This is a genomic window from Rhodococcus sp. SBT000017 (genome assembly GCF_003688915.1).
Classification (GTDB): domain Bacteria; phylum Actinomycetota; class Actinomycetes; order Mycobacteriales; family Mycobacteriaceae; genus Rhodococcoides.
Map to the genome: position 1 here is coordinate 633532 of NZ_REFU01000002.1, position 24852 is coordinate 658383.

Here is a 24852-nt window from a genome sequence, read left to right on the forward strand (position 1 = left end):
GTGGGAGTATCGGGCAGGCGAGCCCGTGCAGAGGTGTACGACGGTCGATGCCACGATGTTCAAAATTCGGTAAAGAAATACTCCAGTCTCGGATATGAACGTCCGGGGGTCCGTCGACGTAGTCACTGTCATGAGCATCGGGAGCGTGATCGAACTGCACTTCGACGTCGCTGCCGCGTACGACGAGCATGCGTCGGCCATGCTCGGTTTCGCCGTCAACGCACTGCGCGACCGAGCGCTTGCCGAGGACTGCGTCCAGGAGACGTTCCTTCGCGCATGGCGGGCCCGGTCCCGATTCGAGCCCAGCCGAGGAGCGCTGCGTACCTGGCTGTTCGCCATCGAGCGCAATGTGATCGTCGACGTCCAACGGTCTCTGAGCAGAATGCCGAAGCCGGCGTCGGAAAGGATCGAGGACCTCGACCGACGATCGGTCGCGATCTCGCGTGACACCAGTCCCGACGTGGACGAGCGACTGCGCATCATCGCCGCGCTCGCCCTTCTCTCTCCCGATCATCGGCAGGTCGTCGTTGCGGTGCACCTGGCGGGAACCACCTATGCGGAACTGTCCGAGTCGACGGGCGTTGCCGTACGAACATTGCGCACTCGCGCCTTCTACGCACTGAGGGCGCTGCGAGACCATCTCGACGGACAGGAGGAAGCATGAACGCCCGAGACGATCGCCGAGCCGAACTGATCGCCGCTGCCGTCGGCGACGACCTCGACGACACCGAGGCCGCCGAGCTACGCGAGCTCGCAGCATCCGATCCCACCGTCGACAGGGACATCGCCGAACTGCGCGCGCTGACCGGGACTCTCGGTCGTCGCGGTCCGACCGAACCGTGGCTCGAAGCATCGACGTCACCCGACCTCCGCGCCCGAGTTCTGGGTACGTCACCCGGCTCTGCGTGGCCACCCCAGCGGACACGTGGACCGCGCAGATCGGCCGGCCTGGCGGCCGCCGCCGCGATCGCGGGGCTGGTCGTCGGCAGCGGCGTCGTGCTCGGTATCGACGCCTCTCGACCGCAACCCGAGGATCCACCGGCCGCGATCACCGGACCTCCGGGAACCCTGGGTGCCTACGAGCAGGTCGCTTTCACCACGAGCATGCCGAGCGTGGACATCGAGGGCGGCCTCGTTGCGCACACGTGGGGCACCGAGACGTTCCTCGACATGGACGGCGTGTCCGATCGAGGCCCGTACGAGGTCGTCCTCGTCGATCGGTGGGGCACCGAACTCCCGTCCGGCACGTTTCTCGGTAGCGACGTCACCATCGAATGCCGCATGAACGCGGCGGTACTTCGCGGCGACGTCACCGAGATCGAGATCCGCGGCGCGGACGGCTCGCTGCTGGCGTCGGCTCAGTTGCCGACCACCTGACGATTCCGCGTACCGGGCCACCAGTTGCGCTCGCCGAAGAGCTTCATCATCGCCGGCACCAGCATCATGCGCACCAGCACGGCGTCGAACAGCACCGCGATGGCAAGAGCGAAGCCGAACTGTTTGAGCTCGAGCACGTCTGCGGTGAGGAAGCTGGCGAACACGGCGATCATGATTGCGGCGGCGGCGGTGATCGGCCTGGCGGTGTGTTCGATGCCGTCGACGACGGCGACGTCGTTGCTCGCTTCCCGCACGAACACTTCTCGCATACGGCCGATGAGGAACACCTCGTAGTCCATCGACAGACCGAAGACCACGGCGAACACCGTCACCGGTAGATACACCTGGATGTAACCCGGGCTCTCGAAGCCGAGAATGCTCGAACCCCAACCCCATTGGAAGACGGCGACGGTGGCACCCAGCGCTGCCCCGGTGACCAGCAGGTTCATGGCGACGGCCTTGAGCGGGATCACCACGCTGCGAAACACGACGGCCAAGTAACAGAGAGAAAAGGCCAGTACCGCGGCGACGACCCAGACGAACTTGCCGGAGATCTCCTCGGATGCGTCGACCACCAGCGCGGTGGTACCGCCCACGGACACGCTGGTGCCGTCCACGTCACCGGCGAGAACTGCCTGAGAACGCAGGGTTTCGACGAGGTCGGCGGCCTCCGTCGAGTCGATCGGGACCGACGGGACCACGATCAGCAACGACCGGCCGCCCTCGGGTTGCGCCAACGCGTAGGCGACGCGATCGTCTCCGCGCACGGAGTTCGCGAACGCGTCGACCGTGGCGATCTGCTGCGGTCCCAATGGACTGTCGTCCTCGCCGGTGAACACGATGGTGATGGGCGAGATGGTGCCGGGCGCGAACTTCTCGGTCAGGACCGTGTTGGCTCGTCCGGACGGTTCCGCGCTCAGCGCCTCGGCACCGAGATCGACCCCGTACGAGATCGAACCGATGGGAACCAGGCAGACGATGAGGACGGCGGCGGATGCGACCGTGTAACGCCAGGGGCGCTCGATGACGTGCTGCGCCCACCGCGACCACCACGTGGGAACTGCGGCGTCGTGCTCGTCGACCGAGGGAGGTTGGAATCGTCGCGGCAGCGACCAGGCCCCGATGCGCGTTCCCAGCACCGCGAGAAGTGCCGGCAGCAGGGTCCACGCGACCACGACGACGGTGGCGATGGTGAGCGCGACGACCAACGAGATGCTCTGCACCGCAGGGACATCGACGATCGCGAGGGCTCCGAGTGCGATCAACACGACCAGACCGGAGATGACGATGATGTGTCCGGCGGTGCCCATGGCCGCCCCCACCGCGCGCTCGGTCCTGTCCGAATCTTCACCGGGTCCGGCCCGCCCGATCTCCTCCCGGAACCGACTGACGATGAAGAGTGCGTAGTCGATTCCCAGACCCAGACCGAACATCGCCGCCACCGTGGTGACGAGAACATCGAAGGTCATCACGTTGGACAGCAACGCGAACATGCCGAACGCCGCCAGCACTCCGATTCCGGTGGTGACCAGCGGCACGATGCCCGCGACCACGGAACCCAGCGCCAGAACCAGCACCACGAAAGCGATGGGCAGACCGATGCTCTCGGCCCGCACGGCGTCCTCGGATTCGACGCGGGTGAGATCGACGGTCATCGGCGAGTAGCCCGTCACCGCCACCTCGACGCCATCACCGGACGCACCGCCGATCATCTCCTGCACGCGTTCGGCCACTGCGATCCGATCGCTGGCCTCTCCGCCGATGCCGACGAATGCGAGCGCCGAGGTCCCGTCGTCGGAGATCGTCGGGACGAATCCTGCGCTCTCGTAGGGGTCGACGACACGCAGTACGTCCGGTGACTGCCTCAGTGACGAGACGACCTCGGCCACCCGTGCGCGAAAGGCCGGGTTCCGGCTGTCCACCGAATCCGAGGTGAACGTGACGACGAGCTGTTCCGAGCCGAAGGACGCGAAATGCTGCTCGACCAGTTCATCGGCGCGGCTGGATTCGGTTCCGGGAACGGAGAAGTTGGCCCCCACCAGGGAGTTCTGCAGCGCTGGGTACAGAATCGCGGATCCCACCGCCAGCAGCGTCCAGATCGCCAGCACCACCCAGCGTCGCCGCGCGACCAGTCGACCCCACCGGTCGCCGATGTTTCCGCAGCTCACCTGCGGGTCGATTCGCGAGATCGTGTCGGTCATCTACGTCAACTCCCGGCTGAAGATGCGGTACGTGCGGTGCGGAGCGAGTTTCGTCCGGGACAGGACCGAGCCCTTCATCCACGGACTGTCGTCGAGCACGGGAGCCGCTTCGACGCGCGTGAACCCGAGATCGCGCATACGCACCGACATCTCCATGATCAGCAGAGAGGACACGGCTCGATCGGGGCAATCCGGATCGACGAACAGCATGTCCACCCGCACTCCGTCGATGACCTCCGTGCGACCCGGACGCTTGACGTGCCACAGCGTCACCAGGTCTCGTGCCCAGCGCGACTTCAGGTGCGACGCCTTCGCGGCGGCCTGATTGACGTCCGGGATTCCCATCAGAAAGCCGACGGGCTTGCCGTCGAGTTCGGCCAGCAGGGTGAGCCGACGATCGATGACCGGAAGCATCATCTTCAGCAACTCGAACAGTTCCGTGTAGGACAGCGGCGAGAAGCCCCAGAAGTTCACGAACGTCTTGTTGTAGAGATCCCGCACGATGCGCGCGTCGCGTCGCAACGTCCGGTATTTCATCGACCGGAACGTCACCTCGGATCGCGCCTTGATCTTCTCGAAGATCTGCATGTGCCGCGCGTATTTGGGGTCGTTGTAGATGATGCACGGGTCGTCGAAAAGGTAACTGTAGAAGTCCTTGACCGCCATCAGACCCCACTTCTCGAAGTGGGCCGCGTAGTAGAGCGGATTGTGCGGCATCCCCACCAGGGGCAGCGCCGGGACCTCGTCGACGACGATGCCTGCGCTGTAGAACATCGACGGACCGAAGGGCCCGGAAATCGTCGCGAGTCCGCGCGCCGAAAGCCAGTGCGCCGCAGCGTCGAGCAGCGCTTCGGCGACGTCGTGATCGTCGACCGCCTCGTAGAAGCCGAAGAAGCCGATCGGCTCCCCCGTGTACTCGGTGAACGACAGATCGTGGATGGCCACGACGCGACCGACGGCAATCCCGTTCTCGCGAGCCAGAAATGCTTTCGTGACGCGGGTGGCGGCAACCGAGGGCGGCGGTGCGATGAGAATTCGGCCCAGGTCCATCGACTCGTCGGGTAGGCGGTACGGATCGCCCTGGTAGACCAGGTCCGAGACGGACTCGAATTCACGCCAACCGGCTTTGCCGTCGACCTCTTCGATCGTGATCATCGTTCCTCTTCGCTCGGTTGTCTGCCGTCGACGAGGATCGGTGAACGCACCACCGTCGTCTCGCCGGCGAACACGTAATTGCCTGGCCGGACAGTGATCTCGTCGACGAGTGCGTCGGGCACGAACACGTCGCACTGAGAACCGAAGCGGATCATTCCGTACTGCTCGCCGCGCTCGACGGTGTCACCGACGGCGACGTGCGCGACGATGCGATCGACCCAGAGATCGGCAATCTGCGTCACCGTCACCACGGCACCGGACTCGTGCTCGATCGAGATGGTGAGCCGCTCGTTGGTGAGCAGGTAGTCGCAGCCCTCGTCGTAGGGAGTGCGCCGGGTCAACAGGTTCGCACCGACTCTGGCCATCGACTTGTTGAACGGTGCCGCGGACCGATGACGACGCATACCGATGGTGCCCGATACCGGAATTCGGTTGCGGTGCACCGAGTATTCGGACATGTAGATCCCGATCAGGTAGCCGCTGTCGGTCGAGGCGACCCCAGCGATCTCGTCGAGGACGATCGTCCGCCCCTTCTTGACGGCGAACGCGGCACTGCCCGCCTCCACACGCTTGACGTACGTGACGAACCCGTCCGCCGGAGCGAGCACCGCCCGCGGATCGGCCGGCGGTTCGCGGTGCGGATCGCGGAAGAAGAACCGGGTCCGCCAGTACACGAACAACGCGAAGAGAGCCGCCGGCACCGCAGCGAGGCCGAGGGCCCACCGACACCACGACATCAGCTGTGCCGCTGTTCGTCGACGCTCTCCGACCAGGTCACGAAGGCATCCGCTGCCCAGTTCCGCACCGGGCCGGGCAGCAGTCCGATCAGCCCACACACCACGTAGAAGCCGAGCGAGAGAACGCCGTTGGTCACCTCGCGGCCGATGGGTACGTCCCGTAGGCGCACCGAGGTGGGCTCGAATCCGTCTGCCACGTCAGTTGACGGCGGCGGGCGTGAGCGTCTTGAGCTGTGCTTTCTCGAAATAGAGCTCGAACAGTCGGCGGTGGTCGCACCACGAGATGTCGTGGTCGAGTGGGAGTATCGCCTCGGGCTTGTGCACCAGGCGCATGAGCTGGTCGATGTTGTCGGCCAGCATCGTCTCGGCGAAACGAGGAGAGATACGCACGCTGACACGCTCCTTGAACTCCTCCCAGCTCACCAGATCGAGCCCGAGCAGCTCGGCGTAGAGGTCGTGCCCGTATCCGGTGGGATTGCTCGGCAACAGCCTCGTCAGAGGATGACTGCGCAACGAGTTGCTCGCCATGACGTCGCACATCACGTCGACCGGGACGTAGTTCATGCCCGGGCCGTCCCAGATGGCACCGGCTGCGATCGCCAGTTCGATGATGCGCCAGAAGCTGTACACGCGACCGGGATCTCGGCCGAGCTCCGTGCTGCCGAGGATGTACGGAGCCTCGCACAGAGTGACGGAGTAGGTGTCCGACATCGACAGCCATCCGAGCAGAGTTGCGTTGACCCACTTCATCTGCGCGTATCCGGAGTACCACCACGAGTCGGGACGACGGAAGTCCTCGGGCTTCTGATAGAGGTGGGCACCGATGCTGCCCACGTACGTCAGGTGCTTACGGGCGGAGGTGATGCTGAATTCCAGGATCCGCAGCACGCTGACGAACCAGTCGTCGCGCAGTTCGGCATAGCTCTCGGTGTAATCGGTGGAGCTGGCGCAGTTGAAGATCTGCCCCACTCCGGCAGCCAGGTCGTAGTAGGCGGCCTTGTCGAGGCCGAACCGGAACGTCGTGGGAGTGCCCTCGACGATGCGAATCTTGTCGGCGTCGACCTCGATCTCGTACTGGTCGAAGGTGCGCTGCAGGCGCTCGAACGCCGTCTCCTCCTCGGTGGGGCGCACCATCGCATAGACGACCTCGACGGCGGAATCACGAGTGAGTCGGCCGATCAGGTGCGCGCCGAGGAATCCGTTGGCTCCGAACACCAGCGCCGTGTCGGTGCGCGGCGGTGCCATGCTCGCCACCCGGCGTCGGGTGTCCTCGTCGACGAACGGCCGCAACGCGGTCGGATCACCGTTGCTCAGAGCGACGACGTCGGCGTACTTGCCGGCGAAGCGAAGCCCCGGGCATTCGCTGGTGATCAGTGCATCCGCGTGCGGCCAGACCGGACGCAACGAACCATCTCCGAACAGTGCTTCTACGTGCATTCTCGCTCCCCTGCAACGATCGGTGTCCCATGTCACTTCGGACCGGCAGAACGTAGCAATTTCGAGGGCTCGAGATCGGGTGACCGGGAAAGTCTGGTACGCCCCATAGCGTTGCTCAACTTTTGTTGAGAGGGTTCCCAACAGAACACAGTCGAACGGGCGGATTATTGGAGCAGATTACGACCGATTCGCGTTCCTCGTGTCAGTTTCAGAAGACGGCTGCACGATGTCAGAAGTGCACTGCAGTGCAACTCCGAGTTCTCGAGCACACGTCCGGCCGTATCCAGTGAGCGCTGCGATCCCTGACTGGATAGCGCATTGATGGTGAAATTTCGCATCAAGTTTTATTGGCCGTCGGTGAGCTGCGGGTCTAGCGTCGCGGCCGGCCGTGGACGGCTGTGGTCGCGCGAAGTGCTCGATCGGACACTTGCGGCATGGGCGGCGAGAAAGTTGTCGACGATTTGGATGCAGTCGTCGGCGTGGATGTGGCGCAGTCCTGTGAGGCGAGCGAACACTATCGGTCCGAGGAGCTGAATGAGGGCGAAGGTGGTGTCGATCTCGCCGAGTACAGCGCGAGCGTCAGGGGCCGTCAGGATCTGATCCAGGGACCTGCGGTATTGCTCTATGACACGGGCCCGAAGCGAGACCACCGCGCCAGGATCGAGATCGCGCCGGCTGGCGTCGCCGCTGTTGACGGGTCCCATTGCCAGCCAGGCCAGCGTGGTCATCTGCACCGGAGCTTGGTCGATGAGGTCGGCTTGGGTGGTGAGCAACGAAATCAGACGTTCACGTAGCGGACCGGTATCGATATCGGTGTCGACTGGGGGTAGTAGTCGCTCGAAGGTTGCAGCAAGCAGGTCAGTGGTACTTCCGAAGTGGCGGTACAGAGTGGCACGTGCAACCTTCGACATGCGGGTGACCGCCTCCACGGTGACCGCCTCGACACCGCCGGTGGACAGCAGCTGGCCCGCCGCTTCGAGCAAGCGGTTACGTGAGCGCGCCAGCCGGGGGTCGGCCGGGCCCTCGGCTGCAACGAGAGGGTCGACCATGAACGGGCTCCGCTCCATTTTGACTGACAAAACATGTCCTCGCTTGACCATTCTGTCACACCCGCAAAGTTATGATACTAATAGTCTCGTACCGAGACGATCAGTCTCTAACTGGGAGGCTGGCCGTTGAACGAACGTAGATCCGACTCTGCCAGCGTCGCTCGATGGAGCGGTGCCCAGTGGTGGATGTTGATTGTGTCGTGCATGGCGGTCGCGTTGGTGGTGGCCGCAATGGCGGCATTGTATTCAGCGTTGCCACAGATCGCGGTCGCGACAGGGGCGACGCAAGCTCAACTGACCTGGATAGTCGACGGTTATACGCTGGTATTGGCGTGCTTCGTTCTGCCTGCCGGTGCGATCGGTGACCGGTACGGTCGCCGCGGGGTGCTCGTGGCGGGGTTGGCGTTGTTCGCTTTCGCGTCGGCCTTGCCCTTGTTTCTCGCCGACCCGGCGTGGCTGATCGCTGCTCGCGCGTTGGCTGGGGCGGGTGCGGCGCTGGTCATGCCCTCGACGCTGTCGATACTGACCGCGGGATTTCCACCGGCGCATCGCGGCCGCGCTGTAGGTGTGTGGGCCGGGGTTGCTGGATCCGGGGCGGTCCTGGGCATCCTCGGGGCTGGTGTGCTGCTCGAACAGTGGTCGTGGACCTCGGTGTTCGTCGGGTTGACCGTCGCCGGAGCGGTTCTGGCCGGGTTGGCATGCAGTATCGCGGAGTCCCGCCAGCAGGAGCATCCACCGGTCGATTGGGTGGGCGCGGTGACCGTAGTTGTCGCGGTCGGGGCGATCGTCTTCGCTGTGATCGAGGTTCCGGCCCGTGGCTGGTCGGATTCGCTCGTCGCCATCAGCACTGCGGTGGGCTTGTTCGCAGTTGTGGTGTTCGTCGTCGTAGAACTACGTTCCTCGGCACCCCTACTCGATGTCCGGTTGTTCGCCCGCCGTGGCTTCGGTGCCGGCGCACTGTCGGTCTGTATCCAATTTCTGGTGACCTTCGGGGTGTTCTTGCTGTTGGTGCAGTATCTGCAGTTGATTCTCGGTTATGGACCGCTCACCGCCGCGTTGGCGTTGACCCCTATGGTCGTGCCGCTCATCGTGATCTCGGTGATTGCACCCTGGCTGTCGAACATTGTTGGCCTGCGGGTGATGACCACTGTAGGTCTGCTCACCATCGCGGCGGGACTGGTGATGGTGAGCAGATTGACCGTCGCGGCAACTTACCCTGACCTGCTGTGGCCCTTGCTCATCATGAGTGCGGGTTTGGGGTTGTGTACCGCCCCTGCGACTTTCGCCATCGTCTCGGACACTCCTGAGGCCAAGCACGGGGTGGCTGCCGCGGTCAACGACGCAGCTCGCGAAATCGGTGCCGCGATTGGGATTGCGGTAGCCGGTAGCGTGCTCGCGGCCGGTTACGTTCAGCACATTCAGCCGGCTCTGCCCCAGCTACCCGAGCCTGCCCGTGGTCCGGTGGCCGATTCTCTGGCCGCCGCGTTGCAGGTCGCCGACCGCGCAGGACCAGCTGGTCAGCCGCTGGCCGAGTTCGCCAGAGCCGCATTCGTACACGGAAGTGGTCAGGCGACGCTGTCGTTGGCGGCGCTGACCGCCGCTGGGGCACTCGTCCTCGCCGTCTTTGCGCCAGGTAGACGCAGCCGTACGACAGCCACCGCGGGTGACGGACGTCGGTGAAGGTCGGCCAGGGTGTCTATTCTTCGGTGTGATTCGTGTCTGTGGCCCGGAGTTGGGCTCGGGCTTGGGACTGCATGAAGTGTTCGACCTCGACCACCACGAACAGGGCAGTAGCGGTGGCTACCGAGCGGCCCTGCGCATCGTCCATCGTGGCCGTGAGATCCAGTTTGCGCCCATCACGAGACCGAACGGCAGCACGCAATACGTATGGAGTGCCGAGCAGAACCGGCGCTAGGTAGTCGAGCTCGAGACGCCGCGTCACGGCGAGCTCACCCACTGTGTAGAGCAGGAAGCCGAACAGATCGTCGAGAACGGTCGCCACCGCGCCGCCGTGTGCTATCCCGGGTGCCCCGACATGACGTTGATCGAACACATGGTGAGCCACCACGCCGTTCTCGTCACGCTGGACCGACAGGGCATGGCCGTGCGGGTTCTGCGGCCCACAACCAAGACAGTCGGGGTGGTGGGGCGGTAGATCAGGCGAATCGAAACTCGTGCTCCAGAACGAGCGCGCCCAGTTCTCGATAGCGGGGCCGGCCGACCCGCTGACCTCGTCTGGAATTCTTTTCATGGTCGGACCTCTCTGTCGTGAAAACATTGTGCCGAGTCTGTCGCGTCTTCGTGCGCTCGGCCTGCACCGCTGTTAGTTTCGAAAGATAAACTGCACTATGTCAGAAGTGAACCGCACTAAAGGATCGACCAAGCCGACATAGCTTTAAAGAGAGAAGTGATCTGCCGCGAGGATTTCGGACCTGGAGATGACTATTCTGAGGCCGCGTTTGCGGACTGCCCGTAACTGAGTTCTTGTCTAGGGAACATTCCAGCCACCACGAAGGGCATCTCGCGAATGCAACTATCTCACACCCGACCTGCCTCGGCCGAATGCTGCGACGACCCCAATCTCTGCCGCTCCGCGGCGGCAGGCGAGGCCCGCGCGCCTCGCATCAAGATGACCGCGCTCTGAGGTCGATTTGTTGCGCCCAACGCTTGAAGGAGCGCGTCCAGCGCGATGTCCTCGTTATCGAATATCAAGATTGCATGGAGGTCGTCGCGGAGTGCGCAGCGGGCGCAGAAACGGGATCGGTAGCGTTCGCCTTTCGTGGTTGCAGGCGTTCGCAGCGCAGGTCGAGCGCGATGCCGGGCGCACTCTTGGCGTTGATCGCGGAGTTGAACCGTCAGATCGGCGACCTCGAAGCCGATCTGACCCGCCATTTTGAAACACACCCGGACGCTGACACACAACGCCGCCATCTACCTCTCCCTGCCAGGAATCGGTGTCATCCTCGCCGCCCGGGGCTCGGTGAATTCAGCGACGACGTCGACCGCTACACCAACGCCAAGTCTCGCAAGAATTACGCCGGTACGTCACCCCTGACAGTTGCGTCGGGCAAGAAGCGGGCCGTACTGGCTCGACATATCCGCAACCGGCGGCTCTACGATGCCATCGACCGGTGGGCGTTCTGCGCCCTCAGCCAGAGTCCGGCCGCTCGCGCGTTCTACGAACAACACCGTGCTACCGGAGACCTCCACCACCAAGCGCTCCGCGCACTCGCCAACAGACTTGTCGGGCTCCTGCACGGGTGCGTACGCCACTGCACCGAATACGACGAACACACCGCTTGGGCACACCGCACCGCGCAACAACCCGACGCAGCTTGACAAGTTACAATTATTGGATATCTAGGGTGATTCAGTCCATTTTGTGGCGGGACGCGAAACCGGGATGGCTGAATGGCAGACTGCGTGAGAAGGCCACGCCTACGGTTGCGGCCGCGCCGTCGATGATTCCCCACGTCGTCTCTGATAGGTGTGCGGCGAAGAACGTATCATCCACCCCTTGCTCACGACCGTTGTCGATCCACCACTGAGTCGCAGATAGACCAGAACCCAGAATGGACGCCACGGCCAAGGGAATGACCGAAGTATCTGCGTGAACACGCTGAAGACTTTCAGTGAACCGATCGGCGACGACCTCCATCACCGACCTCAGTTCGTCAGCAACTCCGCCATTTCCCGATCCGGAGTACTGAAACAAGTGATTCGCCATAAGGAATCTGACGACAGTGGGATACTGCCCGACGAGCGCGACGTAGCTCTGGACGGACGAGCGAACCATGTCGTCAACCGAAAGATAATCTTGGTCGGCGAGAATAGTGACTTTCGCCGAATCCCACATCAACGCACCGAGTTTCGCCGCCACCGCCGCGTTCAAGCCCGCTTTGTCGCCAAAGTAGCGATACAGCTTTGGTTTAGATACACGGGCCTCCGCAGCGATGTCGTCCATGCTGACGCCTGCACCATACCGTTCGATGATCCGTATGGTCGCGTCGACCAGCTGCGCGCGTACCTCGACTCTATGCTCATCCCAGCGGGTGCTACGGGCATCGGCCACTCGACGCTGCACCTGAGATGGAGTAAATGAAACGCGGCGGACGAATGACATTATGGGGTTAACAATACCCTGAAGGGTCCTCTCAAGCGAGTCGGGCTGGAGAGCCGTTCGCTGAAACCTCTCGGTTCGCTCGCAGCGGTTCGGCACCCTCCCTCAAGCAGCCGATCGTCCGCCGGATCGCACCGTGTCGATCACATACACCGGCGGCACGACCGGAAAGCCGAAGGGAGCCATCGGAGGCTTCGGCAATGTTCACGATGACGCAGATTCAACTCTCCGGAGTGAGAATGGCCGGGTTCCCCAAATTCTCGATGTGCACCCCGCTGTCGCATGCTGGGGCCGCGTTCTTCGTGCCGACCCTGACGAAAGGCGGCCCGATGATGGTGCTGCCGAAGTTTTATCCGCCGAGGTGCTGCGCACCATCGACGCAAAAAAGATCACCGTGGCGATGCCATCGATGCTGTACGCCTCGATGGACCCCTCCCAACTCGGACACGCGCGGCCTGTCGACGATCGTGGCCGTCTCACGAGCTCATGTGTGTCCGGTCGACGGTTCAAAAGCCATCGCCTACCGTGGCTGCGTCCAATCGGGCCGCTGCTTCGTTGAAATAGTTTGGTGCCTCCATGTTGATCATGTGACCGATCTGTGGCAACGCCACGAACTCATGCAACCGGCGGCGCTGCTGCAGTCGGTCGGCGAGATCAATGGAATGAACCGCGGGTGTCAACTTGTCGGCCGAGCCCACGATCACGGTCGTCGGAACCGTAAGTGAGTCGATTCCTTTGCTCACATCGATGGTGGCCAGGACCCTGCCCCACATTCCCCGAACCGCAGGGGGGCACCGCAGTACTATGTCGGAACACTCAGCCACAACGTCTGCTGGCGCGTGTGGACCCATCGTCCCGTATTTCACCAACCGTCGGTTGAAGCGAGTGTCAAGCATCTCCGGTCCCGCGGTGGCGAGCCCGGCTGCGAATGCCCGCTCCAGTGAGGCGCGGAATCGACGTGGCGACCCAATTAGCGTCGATTTACTCACCAACTGCGAGGGGCCGGTACTCGCCAAGACGGCACCACGGGATAAGACGGGCACCGACTCCGGGTGCTCGGCAGCCCAACCCATGATGGACATCCCGCCCATACTATGACCGGTCACCAATGCCTTACGATTAGACGTGACGACAGCGCGCAAGACAGCCTCGAGATCGTCGCCGAGCACCGACGAAGAGAAGGGCGCGCGACCCCGGTCGCTCCAGCCATGCCCTCGTTGGTCATACACCACCACACGGTGTGTGGTGGCGAAGTGCTCGATCTGAGGTCTCCAGAACCGACCTTGGCAAGCCCACCCGTGGCTGAACACCAGCAGCGGCGCATCATCACCGAGCCCGTACTCCTCGACAAACAGCCTCGTGCCGTCACTGGAGAGAACCTCCCGCGACCGCCGCGACAATAGGCCAGCTTTCGAGGAGTCAGAGGTCATCGAAACTCACCGTCACAGCGTCGGTGAGCGGAAGTGCCTGGCACGCGAGTCGCTCGCCGTCCTCAATGTCGTCGTCTACGAGGATGTTGTTCTGCACCATCTCGACATCGCCATCGATGAGCTTGCACACACACGCGCTGCATGCGCCCTCTCGGCACGAGTACGGTGCATTGTGCCCTCGCGAGAGCAGCACATCGAGCAGAGGCGTGTTACGTGGCCACTCCGTGGTGATGCACTCTCCGTTCAGGTAAACCGTGGCCGTAGCTACACCCTCGTCGTCACTGAGTCGACGCAGTGTTGCGGTGTCGAACGGGTCACCCGTCAGCGACTGGAATACCTCTCGATGTACATCCGAATGATCCACTCCGCATGCGGCGGCAGAGCTTTCCACAAGATCCATGAAAGGGGAAGGCCCGCAGGTGAAAATTGCCGATCCCTTGTGTTCACGAATAATCTTTTCTACAGCCTCTGATGTGGGAATCCCGTTCTCCGACTCAAGCCAGTCAACCAAAGTGAACCGCTCGGCGAATTCAGATCTAATCTGCTCAAGCCGGCACTTGTACATGATCGAATCGGAGTCACGGTTTGCGTAGAACAGGACAACTTCCCCACTGCCCGACACCAGAGCCGACTGCACCAGCGACAGAACCGGAGTGATGCCGCTTCCGCCAGCGAAGAAGAGCAAGTCGACGTCGAGGCTCTTAGCGGTAAACTTTCCCGATGGCGTGAGGACGGTCACCTCCATGCCGATGGAAACGTTGTCACACAACCAGTTCGACGCATACCCCCCAGCGGTGCGCTTCACCCCGATCTCGAGGCGGAAGTCATCGACATGAGGCGAACTGCTCAGCGAGTAGCATCGTGCGACGTGGCCCGTCTGGTCGGACGGGATCTTCAACGTAATGAACTGCCCGGGTAGATGCTTGAAATCGTCGACGATCTCGTCAGGCACTTCGAAGGCGATGCTCACGGAGTCCTTGGTCTCCTGCACGACCTCCGACACGGTCAGCGTTCGCGATCGCGCGGTGGTGCCCGGCCGATTCTCCTGTTCGAGGGTCATTTGATGATCCCCCGCTTACGAGCCAAGGCGTAGCCCGCGCGTGTGACAGGCGCAGAGATGTCCTGGTAGCGCGGACCGACAACGCGTGCGACAAAGTCGAAGCCACGTGCGTCTGCGCCGATCAGCACTCGGGGCTTCTTCTTGTCCATTCCCTTGAGGATGGCGCACGCAGCTTTCTCCGGAGTGGTCCTGGCGATGTTGTTGAACATCGAGGCAATGGTGGCGGTATCTGCCCCCATATCGGATACACCACGAGCGTTGTTGACGATATTAGTCTTGACGCCGCCGGGGTGAACGCATGTCACCGTGACCGGATGCCGACTGATTTTCATCTCTTGCCGAAGCGCTTCGGTGAAGCCACGCACACCGAACTTCGCGGCGTTGTAAGCGCTTTGACTGGGGATCCCGACCAGACCGAAGACGCTGGAGGTGTTTACCAGATGACCATCACCAGAGGCGATCAGATAAGGCAGGAACGCCTTGGTCCCGTTGACGACACCACCGAAGTTGATGCCCATCAGCCAGTCGAAATCCTCCCAGGACATGTCGACAACGTCGGCGCCGAGGGCGACGCCGGCATTGTTGAACACCATGTTGACGCGCCCGAAAGACGACTGCACGCTCTCTGCGTAAACCTGGAACGCAGCACGATCTGCCACGTCCAACACCGCGGTCTCCACGGTCGCACGATGCGCGGTACGGCACATGTCCGCCGTCTCCTCGAGATGCACTTCGTCGACGTCGGACAAGGCAAGGCTGGCCCCGCGTTCGGCCAGTTGGAGGGCAAGGGACCGACCGATCCCTGAGGCGGCTCCCGTGACGACTGCGACCTGGGTCGCGTAATTGCCTGCTGTCGAACTACTCACTGTCGGATACTCACTTCTCGATGACCTACGGTTGGATTGTCAGGCGATCTCGTACTCGGCGGGCTCGAAGTCTTTCGTCGCTCGCCAGTACTGCCAGGTGAACCCGGGCCACACCGTACGGTTGACACCTTGCGAGTCCAGATACCAACTCGTACATCCGCCGTTGGTCCACACGCCCTTGGCGAGCTTGTGTTGGATGCTCTTGTTGAAGTGTTCTTGAACCTCGGCCCGCACATCAACACGCTCCGCACCTCGACTGTCGACGGCGTCGATGGCCTTCATGATGTACTTGATCTGCTGCTCGATCATGAACACGACAGAGTTGTGCCCAAGACCCGTGTTAGGTCCGAGCAGGAAGAACAGGTTCGGGAAGCCCTCGGTGGTGATGCCGAGGTGGGTATTGATGCCCGTCCGGTGCCAGTGCGACGGCAAGTCCTCGCCCCGAGCGCCCTTGAGCGCGAGTTGATCGAACCCGTCCGTGACATGGAACCCTGTGGCGTAAATGATCACATCCACAGGGTGTGACACGCCGTCAGGGGTGACGATCGAATCGGCAGTGATCTTTTCGATCCGATCGCTGATCACTGTCGTGTTGGGGGCGGCGAGCGCAGGGTAGTAGTCGTTCGATCCCAGGATGCGCTTGCATCCGATGCGGTAGGACGGCATCAGCTTCCGGCGTAGCTCGGGGTCGGTGATAGAACGCTCGATGTTCCATTTCGCCACCTTTTCGATTGGTCGCATAAGGTTGGAGTGGCCGTTGAGCCCGAAGGCCAGGCTCTCTGCGCCCCAGTAGACCGACCACCGAGCGAGGCGGCGAGTAATGGGGATCTTGCTGAGCAGCGTCCGAAGTACCGGCGGCACCGCGAAGTTCTTGCGTGGAAGTACCCAAGCCGGGGTTCGCTGGAAGACCGTGAGTGTGCCGGCGTCCTTCTGCACGAACGGCACGAACTGAATCGCGCTGGCACCGGTGCCAATGACGGCCACCCGCTTGCCCTGGAGATCCACCGTGTGGTCCCACTGTGCCGAATGGAACGCCTGACCGGCGAACTCGTCGATTCCGGGGATATTCGGAAAATTCGGGATGTGCAGAGCGCCGACACCGGACACGATGTACTGCGCGACGTACTCCCGGCCCGACTCGGTACGCAGGTGCCACCGAGATTCGGACTCGCTCCAGTATCCGGAGACCAACTTCTGCCCGAAGTGGATCTTCTGAGTGACACCACGCTTGTTGGAGATATCTTTCAGGTACTGCTCGATTTCGGGCTGCGAGGACCACACCTTCGACCAGCTACCGCGACTCTCGAACGAGTAGGAGTACATCAGTGACGGTACGTCGCACGCGCATCCCGGATAGGTGTTGTCGCGCCACGTCCCACCGACGGAGTCGGCCTTTTCTAGAACGATGAAATCACTGTACCCGCGTCGGCGGAGCTGGACGGCCATACCGAGGCCAGAGAAGCCGCTGCCGATGATGAGAACTTTGGTAGTGATGGGCTCGGTTATTCCCGGGTCTGTCGCCGTGGCGGCGGACTTGGCGTTGGAGGACGGCATTGTGAAAATCTCCTGATCGAATGCAGAAAACGGACCCGCACGGCGCGCCGTGACGCGTGGCAGGTGTGGGAATGTCATCCGCCCAAGCCCACGAACCGAGGAATCCGGTCGTGGGGTCGAGGAATGGGCTGTGGGACGCGCGGACCGGGCCGGGCGTGTTAGCGCAGATCGTCGGGCAGGCTGCGCGTTGCGCGCCACATCGCCATCGTGAACTTCCCCTCCATCATTCCGGCCTCGTGGAAGAATCGGATCATCGGCTCGGACATGAACTGCAAGTTGACGCGATAGTTCGGGCTCGTCTGCTGCGCCCACAGGCCGCGCAGACGGCTGATTCCGACATCGGGATATACCTTCGGATTGATGAGCAACGGGTATGCAAAGTTCGCAATGGCCGCCAACGTGCCTCTATGCCAGGCGCGCGAGATGCGTCCGCGACGCTGCATCCCTTCCACCATTTCCAGCCGCGCGAACGTGATGTGACGGGCCTCTTCGAGAACGTGGATCTTCATGAGCTGGCGCAGCTGCGGCTGCATTTTCGGGTCATTCATCGCCTCGCGCTGAGCGCGGTCGAGGATCTCCTCGATGAGCAGAGTCGCGCCGGACACGGACGGGCCGAGAGGCACAAAGTGCAAGATCTTCGCGATGCTCAAGAACCCCTTCGGCAACTTGTACGGTGCCAGGCCCGTCTTGTTGATCAGTCGGGCGAACATCGTCGAGTGACGTGCCTCGTCGCCGATCTCGTTAAGGGCGTAGAGGGACCTTTGATCTGTCAGGGCGCCTTTGGCGGATGTTCGGAGCAGCGCCGAGCTGAGCAGATTCTCCGCGTAGATACCGAAGCTGAGGATGCTGACGATTTCGTGGCGCCCGAGTTCCGCCTTTTGCTCGTCGCTCATTCTCTCCCACAGCTTGGTGCCGTAGAGCGAGACCCGATGCTCTGGCAGGTAGTACTTTCCTTCCTCCCAGGGTGAGTCCCAATCGATGTCGATCTCCGCGTCATAGAATTTTTCGGCCGCCGCCCGCAGCAGTCGGCCGGCAGATCTCTGCATGTCGACGGGCTTGCGGGCGCTGACACGCGCAGCGCCTTCCGTTGAGACGTCGGGCTTGGTCTCCACATTTTGAACGGTCATGTGACACCTCCGTTGCGTTCCGGGCCGAGCTGAGTCTCGACTTCATACCCGTACTCCGGGTACCAGATACTGATAGTGTCTGCGCCAATGCGTTCTTTTGTCAATGTTTGATGTGAAGAAAGTGAGCCTTGCGTGTCTGACGACCACGATCTCGACTACTCCGGCGAGGGCACCTTGGTGTGCCGTGGCAAGGAGATTGCTGTCGGGGTGAAGATCAAAGGCTATTTCCAGCCCCTCAACGGCTTATACACCTGGTACGGAAGGATCGACAAGAATGATGCGCTCCACGCCGCCCTCTCGGGAAGGCGCACGGTTGCCGTCTTTGCGACACCAGAGGGACGCGCCGAGTGCGTCGTGGGCGACCCTGATTTCTGGGACCGCTATCGCATCTCGGGCACGAGCAGACCGCCGTACCACATCCCCACCACGCTCGAGGAAGTTGAGTCGATAGCAGAGAGTGAACATCAGGGTTGACCGACCCGCTTTGCGCCCTGGGTCGTTCCCCAGCATCCAGTCCGATAGCGCCCAGGCGGGTGAAGCAACGCCACCAGACGGCGCGCCGTGTCAGTGAACCGTCCCGGGTTTCTTGCCGCTCCTACGCTTGCAACATCTCCGGGCGGAGAGCCGATTCTTGACTGTGGTAGGCCTTCTCGAATTCGTCTGGTGTGAGGTAGTCGAGGGTGCTGTGGGAGGCGGCGTTGGTTGAACCAGTCGACCCATCCCATCGTGGCGAACTCGACATCGTCGATGGTCTTTAGCGGGCCGTTCAGGAACGGGCCTCTCTTCGATACTCCCTCGGTCTTGAACAACCCAATTGTGCTCTCGGCCAACGCATTGTCTTACACATCCCCGACGCTGCCGATCGGTGCCGCAATCCCCTCGAGCGCAAGCGTTCCCGCGAACGCGATCGACGTGTACTGACCAGGTTCAACCGGTCGACGCAACACCTCAAGGGATGGAGGGTGTTTCGATGGGACGACCACCAGAATGGGCGGCGACGTTGACTGGGCGGGCGGTGATGAAATCTCCGGGTCGTCCGCCGGTACGCCGAGATCTCGAACGCGAGTTCTGGGCGCAGATCGCGTTGGGGTTGACCAGTGAAGACGCGGCACCGCTTGCGGCGTGTCGGGGCCGGTGGGTTCACGGTGGTTCCGTCACGCTGGAGGTATGCCGCCGATTGACTTGGCCCCGCCCACGGGGAGGTATCTGACCTTCACGAACGTGAGGAGATTGCCCTGCTTCGCGCGAACGGTATGAGCATGCGAGATATCGCAGACCAGATCGGGGCGATCACCGTCGACGATCTCGCGAGAACTCCGCCGCAACGCTGCCACCCGCGGCGGCAAGGTCGAGTACCGCACATCAGTGGCGCAATGGAAGCCGATCTTGCGGCAAGGCGACCCAAGGTAGCCAAACTCGTTGAACACGAACCTCTTCGAGAGTACGTACAGGAAGTGCTCTCGGGCGTGATCCGCGACGAAAACGGTGAGGTTGTCGGCCCGTTCGCATCGTGGAAGGGACGCAACAAGGCACGGAGAGCGGACCGACGATGGGCCAGCGCATGAGCCCGGCACAGGTCGCCAACCGCCTGCCGATCGACTTCCCGGACGACGAGTCGATGCGCATTTCCCACGAAGCGATCTACCAATCCCTCTGCATCGAAGGACGTGGAGCGCAGGATAGAGAGTTGGTGGCGTGCCTGCGCACCGGACGAGCATTGCGCGAGCCGAGGGCGCGAGCGAAGAAGCTCCGCACCGGATTCATCACCGATGACGTCACCATCGGCTCGCGGCCAGACGAAGTCGCTGATCGCAAAACGCCAGGGCATTGGGAAGGAGGTCTGATCATCGGGCTGGGCAGGTCCACAGTGGGTACGCTTGTCGAACGCACCAGCAGATTCACCACGTTGCTGCATCTGCCACGTAAGGATGGGTACGGGGATGCGCCCCCGGTGAAGAACAGGCCGGCGTTGTCCGGTTACGGATCGGAGTCGGTGACGTGTAAAGGTTCAACACATCTTTGACGGAACGTCATCGGCACATATCTGACGCTTCACCAGCTTTGGTGATCGTTGGGTGTGCCTTCCCCTCAGCCCCTCGAATCCGATGCCAACATCGCCGAACGACTCACTGTCCAGGTCCGCTTTCCGAGCAATTACCGAGGTCAACGACGGCTCACCGGTCAGCGACGTCGCCGAGCGATTCGGCGTCTCCAGACAGACCGTCACAGCGTGGCGCAAGCGATACGAAAACTCGGGTATCGACGGACTTGTCGACTCGTCGAGACGACCGCATGCGAGCCCGAACCGTATCCAGCCCGACATCGAAGCCCTCATCTGCGAGATGCGACGACATCACCGGCGGTGGGGCGCACGCCGCATCTGCTTCGAGCTAAGCAAAGAAATCGGAGACCGAACCCCATCTCGCGCGACCGTCCACCGAACGCTCGTCCGCAACGGCTTGGTCAATCATCAAGAGCAACAACATAAACGAGTCTACAAACGTTGGCAGCGCGAAGCGCCGATGCACCTATGGCAGCTCGACCTCGTCGGCGGAATGTTCCTCGTCGGCGGACGCGAGTGCAAAATGCTGACCGGAATCGACGACCACTCACGATTCATCGTGACCGCAACCGTCCTCGAGCACCCCTCCGGGAACGCAGTATGTGAAGCATTCATCGCTGCCATCCACAAGTGGGGTTCGCCGTTCGAGGTACTCACCGACAACGGGAAACAATTCACCGGTAAACACACTCGGCCGCTGCCGGCCGAAGTGCTGTTCGAGCGAACATGCCGAGAATTCGGGATCACCGCACGACTGACCCGACGCCATTCACCCACCACAACTGGCAAGATCGAACGATTCCACAGAACCCTTCGTCGTGAATTCCTCGATGAGGCAGGCGCATTCGCCGACATCGCTGCTGCCCAAGCCGCCCTCGACGAATGGGTGCACGCCTACAACACCCTGCGGCCCCACCAGAGTCTGGACATGGCAACACCCGCGAGTTTGTTCCGTGCGCGAGCCCACCACGAGCATCACGACGGAACAACCGACAACGGCCAGTCCGATTCGTCATCAACTCTCACCGCTGCAAGCTCCAGCCTGACAACGGTGGGCCGTGAAAGAAGCAGCAGTGCAATCGAGCTCGACACCCAGGTACCACCGAGCGGCGTGACCAATGTCGCTGGAGCGCAACAATTGTGGATCGGAAGCAACCACGCCGGACGGACCGTCACCCTGTGGATCGACCTGGTCAGCATTCATGTCATCCTCGACGACACCGTGATCAAGACAGTGCGCTCGCGACTGACCCACACCGACCTCGAACGCCTCGCCATGCGCGGCACACGCCAGGGCCGACCATCTCCGGCAACAGCGGCAGTAGACACCGCAGTCCTGCCCACCAAACCGAGACCGATCGAGGTCGACCGAACCGCAGGACGAGACGGAACCGTCATCCTCGCCGGTCACCGACTTCACCTCGGAGCCGACAGAGCGGGAACACGAGTGACGCTGCGAATCGCCTCAGGGCTGATCCACGCCAGTGTCGACAACGTCCTGCTCGCGACACTGCCGAACCCGCTCGATGCCAGCCAGCTCGCGGGTCTGACCGGCGCACGGGAAGCTACGGGAACGTTGCCCGCGCCGCCGCCGGCCGGACCGCAGACCGTACAGCGACGCGTCCCGAAAGACGGCCGGGTCATGGTGACCGGTCAGCTGCTCAAGGTCGGCCGTACCCATGCCGGAACCATCGTGACTGTCGTGGTCGAAGACAACTACTTTCGGGTCCTCGACGGAACCACCGAGCTCGGCGTCTACGCGCGAACCTCAACCAAACCCATTCGGAACTTCAACGCCCACCGCCCCAGAAGCGGGTAACGATGTGTCGATGACAATCGGTCAAAGATGTCCTGGGCCCATACATGTCAGTCGGTCTGCGATGCACTCCAGGCTGCGATGACACCGCTGCCGGAGCACCTGCGCAGATCGGTGACCTGGGACCGCGGCGGAGCTTGCACGTCATGCGGAGTTGACCGCAGAAACCGGGATCCGTGTGTACTTCTGCGACCCGTACAGCCCCTGGCAGCAGGGAACGAACGAAAACACCAATGGATTGTTGCGACAATACTTTCCGAAGGGAACCGATCTCGCTCGATACCGTCGAAGTGACGTTCAGGCCGTGACGGATGCACTCAACAACCGCCCGCGCAAAACACTTGGGTGGCGAACCCCAGCGGAAGTGCTTGCAGAGCAGATGAACTCGGCTTCACGGCACTGTGTTGCGACGACAGGTTAAATCCGCCCTGACTGCCGGCATCGCTGTGATGGATGAGCCCTGAGCCGACGCGGTGTCCACCGTGATCTCGTCGCCGCAACGCCGTCTTCAGCGCCGTGGTGACCATCGCTGTGTCTTCGACCGTCGGCACGGCGAGGAGGCCTGCAAAATCCCGACATTCCCGATTCTGTCGGTGTTCGACCACTCGCAAACTGTGATCCGTCCCGGCATTTCCGGAGGGCTCACTGCGTGAGTGCCTCCTCCGGATTGAGGGTGCGCGTGCGATCGTAGTGGAGTTGCTCGGCGTGGTCGGGCGTGAGGTCGTGGCAGTAGCTGTGGGGGCGTTCGCGGTTGTAGAACGCGACCCACTGTGCGGTGGCCAACGACAATTCCGCGGCACCGGGGAAGCGAGGGCCGTTGTCGACGAGCTCATTCTTGTAGTCGGCGTTCACCGATTCGGCAAGGGCATTGTCGTAACTGTCGCCGACCGTTCCGATCGACGCCGCGATGCCCTCCTGCGCCAAACGCTGCCCGAATGCGATCGCCGTGTACTGGGATCCAGCGCCACTGTGGTGGATCAGATTACTCAAAGCAGTTACACCAGAACGTTTTCGGGAATCAATCGCGTTAGTGATGGCGGTGTCGACGAGGCTGGTGGTCATCTCCGATGCGACCTTCCACCCGACGATCTTCCGGGCGAACACATCGACGACGAACGCCGTGAACGCCCACCCCGACATCGTGCGGCATTAGGTGAAATCGGCGACCCACAGCCGGTTCGGTGCCACCGCGGTGAACCGGCGCTTCACCAGATCCTCGGCCCGCGGGTGGGTCGGATCGGCGACGGTGGTGCGGACCCGCTTTCTTTTTGAGCGCACCGTGCCACCTCATTTCCCGCATTAGTCGTTCGACGGTACATCGAGCTACCTCGATACCGCTGCTGCGCAACATAATCCAGGTCTTCCGCGAACCGAGAACCCGTGCGAGCGGTTGCCGCGTCCGGAGCATGTGAATGGCATCGATGACATGTGCATCGGACAGTATTCGGGCACACGGCACCCGAGTGACATGGTCGTAGTACGTGGACGGGGCGATGTGCATACCGTGCTCGGAGAGCACCGTGCACATCGAGTCGACACCCCAGACAAGACCATCGGCACCCACCCGGTTTCCCTGGTGAGTGCCGATGAAGTCCACAATTATCGGTGTGGCCGGTCGATTTCGGCCGCGAAAAAAGCTGACGCCGCCTTGAGTATCCCGTTGGCCCGTTTGAGTTCGGCGTTCTCCTGACGCAACTTCCTGATGACCTCGGCGTCGGCACGTAACTCGACAGTGCTGCCCGGGCCGTCGACGGGTACCTTCCGAACCCACTGACGAACGGTCTCAGCGGCGCCCACACCGAGCAAATCCGCGGTCTTGCGCATCGCCGCCCACTCGGTATCGCCCTGCGCCACCAACCGAGCCACCATGTCGACGGCATCCTTCTTCAACTCCGCCGAGTACCGCTTCGATCCTGCTGCCATGAGGTTTCATCTTTCCCTGAGACGAACCCTCCGGAAACACCGGGACGGATCACTGACCCGATCGAGGGGGCACCCGCCACCCGAAGAGATCACCCAACTCCTCACCGGCGTCGACCCCGCCGACATCTGCGACCGCGTCGAAGAATGAGTACCGTCCTGCATCTTGCTCTTCGTGGAACTCCTTCTGCGGAGCAGCCGTCTCATTCAGCTGGGCCATAGTCCTGAATCTGCCAGCCCTGGGCGGTTTTCGTCACGACCACCTTCAACAATGTCGGCAGTTCACTCGGTTGTGGATTCTGCACGTTCTGCGTCTTCTGGCTCGCGAAGACCATCACCGTGTATTCTCCGTCGGCGTCACCGGTTTCACCGGTGACGCTGGTGGCCAGAACGCGTCCCGACGCCTGCACCTGGGCCTGCTGGATAATCTGGGTCAGCGTCGGCCGAACCTCGTCGTACCGCTTGACTAGAGCCTCACCCGCGTCCTCTTTGACTGCCGCGAAAAAGGCGTCGGTGTTCTGGTAGCTGTAGGTCAGGGATCTGGTCGTGTAATCCGAGGCGGCCTTCGCCGCGGCGGCCCGTTGCGCGGCGTCGTTTTCCAATACCGACTTCGCTTCGTCGGCCTCGAGGTAGAGGTAGGCGAACACGCCGGCCAGCACAGCGAGCACCACGATCACGGCCGAAACCACCACGGCACGTGATCGCGGCGATGCTGACCAGCGGTGCCCACCTGGCGAGGGGGGGTCGACGTCGCTGTCTCCAGCCCCAGCCGTGGCTACGGCGGACGCGGCTGGGGCGTTTTCGTCCATCAGTAGATCGCCATCCGGCGTCGCTGCGGCCGCGCTGTCCTCGACTTCAGTGGGCTCGGGGTGCGGTTTCGTTCGGTCGTCATTTGTCATGTGGGACCTTCTGTGTAATAACGGTGACAGTCGCTTGCGGAC

The 24852-nt window shown here is 62.4% G+C and carries 20 protein-coding genes and 5 pseudogenes; 9 read left to right on the forward strand and 16 right to left on the reverse strand.

Going from position 1 to position 24852, the window contains the following annotated elements; genetic code table 11:
* Positions 1-130: 130 nt before the first annotated feature.
* Together AYK61_RS24105 and AYK61_RS24110 are read left to right on the forward strand one after the other, a co-directional pair.
* Positions 131-664, forward strand: coding sequence for an RNA polymerase sigma factor (locus AYK61_RS24105; protein WP_045840763.1), 534 nt, complete (start codon positions 131-133; stop codon positions 662-664).
* Positions 661-1377, forward strand: coding sequence for a hypothetical protein (locus tag AYK61_RS24110; RefSeq protein ID WP_027498229.1), 717 nt, complete (start codon positions 661-663; stop codon positions 1375-1377). Before AYK61_RS24105 ends, AYK61_RS24110 begins: the two co-directional genes overlap by 4 nt.
* On the opposite strand, the gene AYK61_RS24115 is transcribed toward AYK61_RS24110, so the two are convergent.
* The 6 genes from AYK61_RS24115 to AYK61_RS24140 all read right to left on the reverse strand — a co-directional run bounded on the left by AYK61_RS24115 (position 1359) and on the right by AYK61_RS24140 (position 7956).
* Positions 1359-3578 (reverse strand): MMPL family transporter, encoded by a 2220-nt coding sequence (locus tag AYK61_RS24115; protein WP_121873414.1) that lies wholly within the window; start codon positions 3576-3578, stop codon positions 1359-1361. The genes AYK61_RS24110 and AYK61_RS24115 overlap by 19 nt on opposite strands.
* Positions 3579-4733 (reverse strand): hypothetical protein, encoded by a 1155-nt coding sequence (locus AYK61_RS24120; RefSeq protein WP_121873415.1) that lies wholly within the window; start codon positions 4731-4733, stop codon positions 3579-3581.
* Entirely contained in the window at positions 4730-5434 is a 705-nt protein-coding gene (locus AYK61_RS24125; protein WP_228139274.1) for a phosphatidylserine decarboxylase, read from the reverse strand. Before AYK61_RS24125 ends, AYK61_RS24120 begins: the two co-directional genes overlap by 4 nt.
* 35 nt (positions 5435-5469) lie before the next feature.
* Positions 5470-5667, reverse strand: coding sequence for a hypothetical protein (locus AYK61_RS24130; protein ID WP_027498233.1), 198 nt, complete (start codon positions 5665-5667; stop codon positions 5470-5472).
* Between the two features lies 1 nt (position 5668).
* The gene (locus AYK61_RS24135; RefSeq protein ID WP_121873416.1) at positions 5669-6907 is read right to left on the reverse strand and encodes an SDR family oxidoreductase; all 1239 of its coding nucleotides are present in this window, start codon (positions 6905-6907) and stop codon (positions 5669-5671) included.
* Positions 6908-7251: 344 nt separating this feature from the next.
* Positions 7252-7956 carry a TetR/AcrR family transcriptional regulator gene (locus AYK61_RS24140; RefSeq protein ID WP_027498235.1) on the reverse strand — a complete coding sequence of 235 codons (705 nt, stop codon included), beginning with the start codon at positions 7954-7956 and terminating at the stop codon, positions 7252-7254.
* Positions 7957-8160: 204 nt separating this feature from the next.
* Between AYK61_RS24140 and AYK61_RS24145 the strand changes: the two genes are divergently transcribed.
* Positions 8161-9636 carry an MFS transporter gene (locus AYK61_RS24145; protein ID WP_371827903.1) on the forward strand — a complete coding sequence of 492 codons (1476 nt, stop codon included), beginning with the start codon at positions 8161-8163 and terminating at the stop codon, positions 9634-9636.
* Positions 9637-9652: 16 nt separating this feature from the next.
* Here the strand turns inward: AYK61_RS24145 and AYK61_RS24150 are convergent, their stop codons facing one another.
* A complete protein-coding gene (locus tag AYK61_RS24150; RefSeq protein ID WP_027498237.1) occupies positions 9653-10207 on the reverse strand; it encodes a PaaI family thioesterase in 555 nt (184 codons plus the stop codon).
* 572 nt (positions 10208-10779) lie between these two features.
* On the opposite strand from AYK61_RS24150, the pseudogene AYK61_RS24155 reads away from it, so the two are divergent.
* A pseudogene (locus tag AYK61_RS24155) lies at positions 10780-11295 on the forward strand (transposase); the annotation flags it as partial.
* A 31-nt stretch (positions 11296-11326) separates the two neighbouring features.
* On the opposite strand, the gene AYK61_RS24160 reads toward AYK61_RS24155, so the two are convergent.
* Complete coding sequence (locus tag AYK61_RS24160; RefSeq protein WP_068052725.1) at positions 11327-12079, reverse strand: TetR/AcrR family transcriptional regulator; 753 nt, start codon at positions 12077-12079, stop codon at positions 11327-11329.
* Between the two features lie 106 nt (positions 12080-12185).
* On the opposite strand from AYK61_RS24160, the pseudogene AYK61_RS28095 reads away from it, so the two are divergent.
* Positions 12186-12552: pseudogene (locus AYK61_RS28095) on the forward strand (AMP-binding protein); the annotation flags it as partial.
* 30 nt (positions 12553-12582) lie between these two features.
* Here AYK61_RS28095 and AYK61_RS24170 read toward each other — a convergent pair.
* The 5 genes from AYK61_RS24170 to AYK61_RS24190 form a co-directional block, all read right to left on the reverse strand.
* The gene (locus AYK61_RS24170; RefSeq protein WP_027498239.1) at positions 12583-13506 is read right to left on the reverse strand and encodes an alpha/beta fold hydrolase; all 924 of its coding nucleotides are present in this window, start codon (positions 13504-13506) and stop codon (positions 12583-12585) included.
* Entirely contained in the window at positions 13496-14566 is a 1071-nt protein-coding gene (locus tag AYK61_RS24175; RefSeq protein ID WP_027498240.1) for a ferredoxin--NADP reductase, read from the reverse strand. Before AYK61_RS24175 ends, AYK61_RS24170 begins: the two co-directional genes overlap by 11 nt.
* A complete protein-coding gene (locus AYK61_RS24180; protein ID WP_027498241.1) occupies positions 14563-15432 on the reverse strand; it encodes an SDR family oxidoreductase in 870 nt (289 codons plus the stop codon). The genes AYK61_RS24175 and AYK61_RS24180 overlap by 4 nt, the downstream gene beginning before the upstream one ends.
* Positions 15433-15471: 39 nt before the next feature.
* Entirely contained in the window at positions 15472-16986 is a 1515-nt protein-coding gene (locus tag AYK61_RS24185) for an NAD(P)/FAD-dependent oxidoreductase (RefSeq protein ID WP_027498242.1), read from the reverse strand.
* A 158-nt stretch (positions 16987-17144) separates the two neighbouring features.
* On the reverse strand, positions 17145-18113 hold the full coding sequence (locus AYK61_RS24190) for a diiron oxygenase (RefSeq protein ID WP_027498243.1): 969 nt from the start codon (positions 18111-18113) through the stop codon (positions 17145-17147).
* A gap of 132 nt (positions 18114-18245) precedes the next feature.
* Between AYK61_RS24190 and AYK61_RS24195 the strand changes: the two genes are divergently transcribed.
* From AYK61_RS24195 to AYK61_RS24210, 4 genes and pseudogenes are all read left to right on the forward strand, one after another.
* Complete coding sequence (locus tag AYK61_RS24195) at positions 18246-18587, forward strand: DUF4873 domain-containing protein (protein WP_027498244.1); 342 nt, start codon at positions 18246-18248, stop codon at positions 18585-18587.
* A 481-nt stretch (positions 18588-19068) separates the two neighbouring features.
* Positions 19069-20100: pseudogene (locus AYK61_RS24200) on the forward strand (helix-turn-helix domain-containing protein); the annotation flags it as partial.
* A gap of 118 nt (positions 20101-20218) precedes the next feature.
* Positions 20219-21994 (forward strand): IS481 family transposase, encoded by a 1776-nt coding sequence (locus AYK61_RS24205; RefSeq protein ID WP_045840685.1) that lies wholly within the window; start codon positions 20219-20221, stop codon positions 21992-21994.
* Positions 21995-22045: 51 nt separating this feature from the next.
* Positions 22046-22412: pseudogene (locus AYK61_RS24210) on the forward strand (IS30 family transposase); the annotation flags it as partial.
* 221 nt (positions 22413-22633) lie between these two features.
* Here AYK61_RS24210 and AYK61_RS24220 read toward each other — a convergent pair.
* From AYK61_RS24220 to AYK61_RS24225, 3 genes and pseudogenes are all read right to left on the reverse strand, one after another.
* Positions 22634-23914: pseudogene (locus tag AYK61_RS24220) on the reverse strand (IS3 family transposase).
* 49 nt (positions 23915-23963) lie between these two features.
* Positions 23964-24131, reverse strand: a complete 168-nt coding sequence (locus AYK61_RS27475; RefSeq protein ID WP_155288583.1) for a hypothetical protein — start codon at positions 24129-24131, stop codon at positions 23964-23966.
* Complete coding sequence (locus tag AYK61_RS24225; protein ID WP_027498250.1) at positions 24115-24810, reverse strand: hypothetical protein; 696 nt, start codon at positions 24808-24810, stop codon at positions 24115-24117. Before AYK61_RS24225 ends, AYK61_RS27475 begins: the two co-directional genes overlap by 17 nt.
* Between the last annotated feature and the right edge of the window lie 42 nt (positions 24811-24852).